Source organism: Paenibacillus selenitireducens, from assembly GCF_002021565.1.
Classification (GTDB): domain Bacteria; phylum Bacillota; class Bacilli; order Paenibacillales; family Paenibacillaceae; genus Paenibacillus_K; species Paenibacillus_K selenitireducens.
Genome location: NZ_MSZX01000020.1, coordinates 64259 through 71518 on the forward strand (window position 1 = coordinate 64259; position 7260 = coordinate 71518).

7 protein-coding genes are annotated in these 7260 nt (G+C 41.7%); all 7 read left to right on the forward strand.

All coding sequences use genetic code 11. The annotated features are described in order from the left end of the window. Complete coding sequence (locus tag BVG16_RS29800) at positions 1–225, forward strand: hypothetical protein (protein ID WP_078502844.1); 225 nt, start codon at positions 1–3, stop codon at positions 223–225. A gap of 501 nt (positions 226–726) precedes the next feature. After that, a complete protein-coding gene (locus BVG16_RS29805; protein ID WP_078502845.1) occupies positions 727–1644 on the forward strand; it encodes a YhfZ family protein in 918 nt (305 codons plus the stop codon). A 212-nt stretch (positions 1645–1856) separates the two neighbouring features. Beyond that, entirely contained in the window at positions 1857–2951 is a 1095-nt protein-coding gene (locus BVG16_RS29810; RefSeq protein ID WP_078502846.1) for a Gfo/Idh/MocA family protein, read from the forward strand. A gap of 22 nt (positions 2952–2973) precedes the next feature. Further along, entirely contained in the window at positions 2974–3780 is an 807-nt protein-coding gene (locus tag BVG16_RS29815; RefSeq protein ID WP_078502847.1) for a sugar phosphate isomerase/epimerase family protein, read from the forward strand. 55 nt (positions 3781–3835) lie between these two features. Further along, complete coding sequence (locus BVG16_RS29820) at positions 3836–4801, forward strand: ABC transporter permease (RefSeq protein ID WP_078502848.1); 966 nt, start codon at positions 3836–3838, stop codon at positions 4799–4801. A gap of 335 nt (positions 4802–5136) precedes the next feature. After that, on the forward strand, positions 5137–5772 hold the full coding sequence (locus BVG16_RS29825; RefSeq protein WP_269845622.1) for a carbohydrate ABC transporter permease: 636 nt from the start codon (positions 5137–5139) through the stop codon (positions 5770–5772). A gap of 103 nt (positions 5773–5875) precedes the next feature. Continuing rightward, positions 5876–7260: type 2 periplasmic-binding domain-containing protein (locus tag BVG16_RS29830; protein WP_144027539.1), on the forward strand; the 1385-nt coding region annotated here is incomplete at its 3' end.

Below are 7260 nucleotides of genomic sequence, written 5' to 3' on the forward strand. Positions count from 1 at the left end.
ATGTCGCAACTGGATCAAGTTGTCAGAGAAACGGTCTCACATTATATCAAAGAATTTGATAACACAACCAATCTGTTAGGCATTACTTCCGTTCGTAATATTATCTACATCTTAACAGATCTTGAGAATAAAGTCGGATTTCAGATCAATGATTCTTTTATCCATGAAATTAAGAACTTGACTGTGGAAAACCTGGCAAAAGTAATACCTGAATATTTGAAGTAAAGGGATGATACACTTCGCTATACGTTCTCAATGCTGATATAAGAGATGTATTCAAAACAGATATTATGGCAATTGAAAGGAGGGTTACTCATGCTGGAACTTAACAAGAACGCTTCCCAACAGATGGCTCCTATGGCCTCAACCTATGCTCTCTGCTTGTGCTTGTGCTTTTGCGTTATTTTCACCGAGAAAAGACATAATGACTCGCTAGATACACTTAATGCTGTTAAGAATTAGTTGCAATAATACATGACTTGTTAAATTCTCTTTCTGTGAAAGAATAATTTAAAATAATTTCTGACTGTTTTGGATACATCCCTTATGTCAACATTAATGTCTCGGACTGTAAATCTGTACATTTCCCACCGGGAAATACAGATAACAGTTCGAGATTTTTTTTGAAATTACCAGACGGACCTAACTCTCATGTGTTTATAACAAAGTTTGACAATTTGTCGATGATTCCATTGACTTAATTTCAATTTTCAGTATACTGAAAGTATGAAAAAATTAAATTCTAAGTCTGCAGATTTGGTCAAAAGCATTGCAAGAGAATTAATGAAATGTGAGGTCAATACGAAGATTCCAACCACGCAAGAATTAGCAGCCATGTTTACCGGGGGGTTTGGAACGATAGACAAAGCGATGAACGCATTAAAGGAAACAGGTGCTATCAAGCTTCAGTCAAAAGGACAGCTCGGAACCATTTTGCTCGAGAAGAATATGGCTGCCTTATGGTCTATTATCGATCAAGGGGCACTTGTAGGATCATTTCCGCTTCCAAACACAATTGAATTCGGAGGACTTGCTACCGGATTGATTGAGATGTTTAAAGAGAAGCAAGTCGTATGTAATCTAACCTTTAAGAATGGAGCGACATTAAGGCTAAAGCAGCTGCTCGAACATCAATGCGATTTCGTCGTGATGTCGGATTTGTCCGCTGAGCAAGCTTGTAGCAAATATCCAAATTTGCGGTCGATTTGTATGATGGGCAATAACAGTTATTACAGTGATCTTATTATCCTTCGCCGGAAAGAAGTTTCACCGGAAATGGAGAAATGGCGGATCGGGCTGGATTCGACATCTAATGACCACATCACTTTATCGGATCAGGTTTTTTCAACAAATGAGAAGATTGATGTCCATTATGGAAATATTCCTTATTTAATCGCGGAAGGAAAAATCGACGCCGCCATTTGGCACAGTACTCAGCTTGTTCCTACGGCACTAATTGAAATACTTGCAGTCCAAAAAGTGGATTACTCCCAAGCAGGATCAGAAAAAAACATGGCGGCAGCTATCGTTATCGAAGAGGATCGGAAAGAAATTGCAGCAATGTTTGACGAGCTCTGCGATGTGCAATTGATCGAAAGGATTCAGCAGGAAGTTATTTCAAGGAAAAGGTCACCGGCATATTAAGCTAGGGGAATCCGGCCAGCACATTTTCCATTTCTCTTACGTCAATCAGCGATCGGTCCATCATTCATTATGTACGGGAGGCAACTGATTTCGTTTGGTGGATCGAAGGGGTAAGAGTTTACAAATTGAAAGCGATTGCAGCGCGTAGTTTTTTCAAATTATCGATGAATAAGCCATTATCCAATCAAATTTAAAATAAGAGGTGTTCAAACATGCGATTTTATTTAGTTGGTGCAGGTGTAATCGGCAGAACCCATGCCGCAGCGATTCAAAAGCTTCAAGGCGAAGAAGAAATTGAAATTAAGGTTGCGGATCCAAATCCCCAAGCATTAGCCGGTTTTGCGGAACTCTACCCCGAAGCGGCCACGTATTCCGATGCACAAACGATGCTCGCCGAAGCGGCAAAGGAAGATGATATTGTCATCGTCGGAACGCCTCCTTTTACTCATTGCGAATTATCCAAGTTGGGTCTAGAGTCTGGCCGTCATGTTTTGTGCGAGAAACCGCTTGTGATGAATCGCCGAGAAGCGGAGGAACTGCTTGAAATAGCTGCAAGAAATAACCGGCAGTTGGGATGCTGCAGCGTTCGTTTTTTAGGTCTTCCTAAAATGGAGGAAGTTAAGAAGCTGCTGGATTCCGGCGTGCTAGGCGACATTTATAAAGTGACTTTTGTTTACCGCGGTCAACGTTCGCGGCCGGGCGTGGAGTATCAACCTGAGAGCAAATGGTTCCTGGATCGCTCCAAGAGTGCCGGAGGTATTGTCATGGACTGGGGCCCGTACGATTTCTCTGTAATCAACGACCTATTAAAGCCGGTCGCAGTTGAAGTTGCTGCAGCGTGGACTAGCAAGCCGCAAACGCAGGTCGATCCTGTCGATACGGTATATGACGTCGAAGGTCATGTAGGAGCGATGTTGAAGTACCACTTGAACAATGCCAATCCGGTATGGGTTCAATATGAACGGGCTTCCTGCACACATGGAGAAGCTTACTATCATGTTGAGATCGAAGGTACGCTGGGGGCTGTGAGATGGTCCCCGTATTTTGAAACAGATCAAATTGTTTATACATGCGATGCAAACGGGGAAATCGAGGAAAAAGTAAGCGAAGTGGTCAATCAAAGCGAGTTCGGCATGATGGACCACCCGGTTTATTTCTTCTACCGTAAAGTAAAAGGATTAGATTCACAGGCAGTTGTCAATGATCAGGCTGTTTTTAATTTTCTGTGCTTACAGGCGATTTACGATTGCGCTGAAACCGGCGATCCACAGCACATTCAGAGCGAGCTGCGGAATCTGATTGTATAACAGGAGAAAGGTCGGATGGGATATGAATATTAAAGGTTTTTCTACCGGTATGTACGGTTGGCACGAAAGATATGGGATGGACGGCAAAGATCCATCCTGGGAAGAAATCTTCCGCGATTGCGCCGAGTCCGGTGTCGATGCGGTTGAAATCGATCCTACCCCTGAGCTATTAAGTGCAGCCAAGGCTTGCGGTTTAACGATATCCGGTACTTATGTGGGTCTGGCGCTGCATGAACCATTTGAAGCCCTTGGCATAGAGGATGCCGTTATGCCGGCAGCTAGAAGGCTGGCTGAAGCCGGGGGCACGGATTTAGTCATTAATGCAGATCCCAAAGGCGGATGGGAAAATCCGGAGCTCAAGACTGAAGTAGAGTTCAAACGGCAAGGCGATAACTTAACCCGTATTGCGGCCGCCGTTAGACCGCTCGGCTTAAAAGTCAGCTTACATAATCATGCGGCGACCACACATAACGCAGAAGGTGATCTGCGTTCCGTTATCGAGTACTCGAGTCCGGAAGTAGGCCTTTGTATTGATACGGGCTGGGCGCATGTCGCCGGCTGCGACCCAATTGAGTGGATACGGAAATATCCAGACAGAGTGGTGGCTTTTCACTTAAGGAATCAAATGGGTGCAATTCCAACGGAAGACTTGCTTGAAGGCGAAATCGATATGCGCCGATTAATTGGAACGCTCTCATCAATCGGTTACCAAGGCTGGTTAGCTTTCGAACTATGGCATCGCGATGACAATCATCCCCAGCGAACCATGGTAGAAGATGTTAGAAGATCGGTCGATGGTTTGAAGCAATGGATCACCGAAATCTGTTGATATAATCGCACTTGGTAATTTTAGACATCCGAAAGCTTGTGAGGGGGATTTGTCAATGATTACAGCTAATAGGAAGATGCAAAGTATTACCCTTAGTCAAAAAAAGAGAAGAAGTATTAAAGGTCAAAATACGTATGTGTTATATCTGTTTTTGGTCCCTGCAATTGTCCTTACCTTAATCTTTGCGTATTTGCCGATGTTTTCCAATTATATTGCTTTCTTAGACTATGACTTTAATAAGGGCTGGTTTGGTTTTGGCAGCAAATTTGTCGGGTTAGACAATTTCAAAAAATTCTTGAATGATCCTAAATTTTATACGCTAATAGGGCGAACGCTGCTATACAGTACAACCATGATGATCGCGACTTTTCCGGCTCCACTTATTTTGGCGTTAATGCTGAATGAATTACGTGGTGACCGCTTTAAAAAAATTGTACAGACGACCTCTTACATCCCGCATTTTGTATCATGGGTAACCGTTGCAGGTCTGTTTTACATGTTTTTGACTGTGGATGCCACCGGTATTGTCAATAATATTCGTCAATTGTTTGACCCAGATGCAACGCGTATTTCTTATATGCAGGATGCAAAAAACTTCCTACCTGTTCTCCTCATTTCAGAAATTTGGAAGGAAACGGGATGGGGGACGATTCTTTATCTCGCTGCATTAACTGGCATTGACCCGCAACAATACGAAGCAGCGCAAGTGGATGGAGCAAGCCGTTTTCAACGATTGCTGTATATTACGCTGCCAGGCTTAGTACCTACGATGTGTATTCTTCTAATTTTCTCTCTAAGCGGACTGCTCGCAACAAATTTTGACCAAGTATTCAACATGCAAAATAAGATGATTCGTTTAGACACGGATACGATAGGCGTGTATACCTATTACCAAGGATTAGTAAGTGGACAGTATTCTTATTCCGCTGCAGTCGGACTATTTCAAGGAATAATATCTTTTATTTTGATAATGCTTACAAACGCTACTACGAAGCGACTTAGTAATGTAGGTATTATATAAGGAAAGAGAGGTTTGTTGAAAATATGAAAGTAAGAATCAGGAGTGTTCACGGCAAGAATAATATCAAACGGAAGCCAAGTGAACGAATATTTGATTTTTTTAACGCGTTCATTATGATTGTTTGGGGTCTTATCTCCATTTATCCATTTTGGTATATATTGGTAATGTCTTTTAATACAGGAGCAGATGCAGCTGCTGGCCCCATATGGCTCTTTCCCCGAGTGTTTACATTAGAGAACTATGCCTTTGTTTTTCAGTATGACAGATTGCAATCAGCGTTTATCGTGACAACACTTCGGTGCATCATTGGACCCGTTCTCTCTGTTTTTGTGACTATGTTGGCGGCGTATGCTTTGTCAAAACGATTTTTACTAGGACGCAAGACATTGCTCTTTTTCTTTATGATGCCGATGTTTATCGGTGGTACGATCATTTCAAATTACGTCGTAATAGCAAAGCTAGGCTTGCTTAACAATTTTTTAGTATACGTACTTCCAGGTGCTTTTGGATTTTTCGCGATGATTATCATGCGGACGCATATTGAGCAGTTGCCGGAGGAACTGCATGAATCCGCTACGATTGATGGAGCAGGATATGTGCGTATATTTTTTCAAATCATCCTGCCGCTTAGTATGCCAGTCATTGCAGCATTTTCGTTTTTCGCTGTAGTAGGCAACTGGCTTGACTATTACACCAACTTGCTTTATGTAACAGATCGGAATCTTAGTACTTTACAGTTTGTGCTGTATGAGATTATCAATCGCGCAGAAGCTAGTTCACTGATTGATTTTACGAAGACAACAGATGCTGCACAACGAAGACTTATGTCGATGGCGAACAACACCGTTCCAACGCCTGAAGTGATCAAGATGACGGTCATGGTCGTTGTTACTTTCCCTTTACTTTTTATATATCCGTTTTTCCAGAAGTATTTCGTAAAAGGTATGTTAACTGGTGCAGTAAAAGCGTAGTTACCATATGAATCCGGCTGAAACGTTATCTTGCAAGCGTTAACATCCAAAAAAACGGTTTTATGAAAAAGTGCTTAAATATAAAAGGGGAGGACTTTTGATTATGAAACATAAGTTGATGGCACTTATGCTGGCTGCTGTTTTATTGGTAACTCTTGTTGGATGTAACAATGGGAAGGAAGAAGGCAAATCCGGAAGTTCAAATTCAAATGGAACAAAAGCTGCTGCCACAGGAGAATCATTATCTGATGATCCCGCAAATTTTAAAGAAATGCATCTGGAAGTCTTGAGCCAACTACCAACAAACCCGCGTAAGCCGGTTGAAGACCGCTTAACTCCGATTTGGCGCGAAAAAACGAAAGTCATTCCTGATTTCGTAGAAATCCCTGCAGGCCAAGACACTAAAAGTTGGTTGCAAATGCAAATATTGGCGAATACCGTACCGGCCATTATTGCAAATCAAAACGGTATTGCTGACAATCCAAATCATATGGATATGCTTAAAAAAGCAGGCATGGTTCGCGAAATTACATTAGAAGAGATGAAAAAATATATGCCTCTTACAGCTGAAAGATTGGCTGATTTAGGGGTTACTATGGAACAATGGTATAAATCAAGCGTTGACCCGAATGATGGTAAGTTATGGGCGATACCCTCACTGCCAGGCCCGTTACTCAAAGAAGAATACCGCAAATCACCATACGGTGATTCTCGCCTCGGACAAGCAAATTATGCGGTTTGGATTAGGGATGATATCTTAAAGAAAATTTATCCTAATGCGATGAATGCAGCGGAACTCAAGGCTTTAGCAATAGCAAACAAAGGTAAATTAACGCTGGATCAAGTTATGGATATTCCAATTCATAATCTTGATGAACTATACGATTACCTTAAAAAGGTAAAAGATCTCAATTTGACAGAAAATGGCCACCCTATTACGCCTGGTCACCTTCAATTTGAGAACACCAGAGGGGCTCTTTACTGGTCATTGTTGTCAGCGACAGGGTTACATATCAGCCAGGCATATCCGCTTGTTATCAATGAATCTAAAAATATGTACGTTGATTTTCAATTGACTCCCGAGTGGAAAAACTACATTTCTTTTATGAACAAAGGCTTTAATGAAGGTCTATTTGGTCAAGAATTCTATATTCAGAAAAAAGAGCAACGCGATGCAAAAATTATTAATGGTGAGTATGCTGTAGTCAATATGTGGCATCCTGTTGCCGCGAATCTTGAGAAGATACATAAAGAAGGCAAAACATACGACTGGAGATTCTACCCTATTTTTGTAAATGAATTAGACCCTAGTGTACAAAGTGAAACAATACAATCCTTTCCATTAACTACAAAATGGAATTCTAAAGCAATTAATCCTAAAAAAGTGTCTGAAGATATGATTCCGCAAATCCTTCACTGGATGGATTGGAACTATTCACTTGAAGCTGCATCTTTACGCGCATGGGGTACACCAGACATGTATACAGG